Annotated in this window: 1 pseudogene; it reads right to left on the reverse strand. The window is 65.7% G+C overall.

From position 1 onward, the window contains the following. Positions 1 to 115 precede the first annotated feature (115 nt). Positions 116 to 1146 (reverse strand): annotated as a pseudogene (locus EBE87_RS28350) (IS3 family transposase); the annotation flags it as partial.

Genomic DNA, 1146 nt, shown 5'->3' on the forward strand with positions numbered 1-1146 from the left:
CCCGCTGCTGCGGATCCTGACTGATCGAGGATCTGGGTTCTGCGGTAGCCCCGCGCGGCACGAATATGAACGCTACCTGGCTGGACTTGCTTCGATTTAGTGGAGAGGCGTTGGATCAGTTGGCGGCCATTCTCTCGAACTGGGTTGGACTTGTGAAATCGAGCGCGGAGTGGCGCCGGACAGGGTTGTAGAAGCCGTCGATGTAGCGGCCGATGGCCTGCTCGGCATCCTGGCGTGTTTCGAACATGGTGCGCCAGACGAGTTCCGACTTCAGCGTCTTGAAGAACGTCTCCACCATGGCGTTGTCATAACAGTTCCCCTTGCCCGACATCGAGATCAGGATGCCGTGCTTTCGGAGTTCCGCCTGGTAGTCGGCGGAGCAATATTGGCTGCCGCGATCCGCTTGATGGATCAGCCCTGGCACTGGGCAGCGCCTGATGAGGGCCTGGCGGAGAGCCGTCAGCGCCAGCTCCCGATGCAGTCGGTCCGCCATGGCCCAACCGACGACCCGCCGCGCGAACAGGTCGATGACCACCGCCAGATACAGCCAGCCTTCGCGGGTCCAGATGTAGGGGATGTTGCTGCCCCACTTCTGGTTGGGACCCTTCGCCGCGAAGTCCTGGTCCAGCAGGTTGGGCGCGAGCGGCCAGGCATGGTGGCTGTCGGTCGTCCGCCTGAACCGCCGCTTCTGCCGGGCGCGGAGGCCGTTCTCCCGCATCAGGCGGGCCGTCCCGGCGGCGCCCGACGCTCAGGCCGCTGGCCTGCAGCTCTCGCGTCATCCGCGGGCTGTCATAGGTGCCGTGGGACAGCAAAGGCCGACCGGACATGGGCCAGCAGCACCATGTCCTCGTGCTGCGGCGGCAGGCCGGGCGGCCCTTCCAGGCAAAATAGCCGCTCTGGCTGACGCCAAGGACACGGCAGAGACGGTGCACGGGGCATTCCTCTTTCGCCGCATCGATGAGCGTGAACTTCACCGTCCGGCCCTTCGCTCGGACCAATGGCGCTCAGGGCCTCACCCCGCCCCTGGCGGAAAAAGCCGTGGCACGCCTGAGGATGTCCCGCTCCTGGCGAAGGATCTCGTTCTCCCGCCGCAGCCGCTTCAACTCGGCGGCAACGTCCTCCTGCTCGGAGCGGTCCGGCGCATCA

The organism is Teichococcus wenyumeiae, assembly GCF_003696345.1.
GTDB lineage: Bacteria > Pseudomonadota > Alphaproteobacteria > Acetobacterales > Acetobacteraceae > Pseudoroseomonas > Pseudoroseomonas wenyumeiae.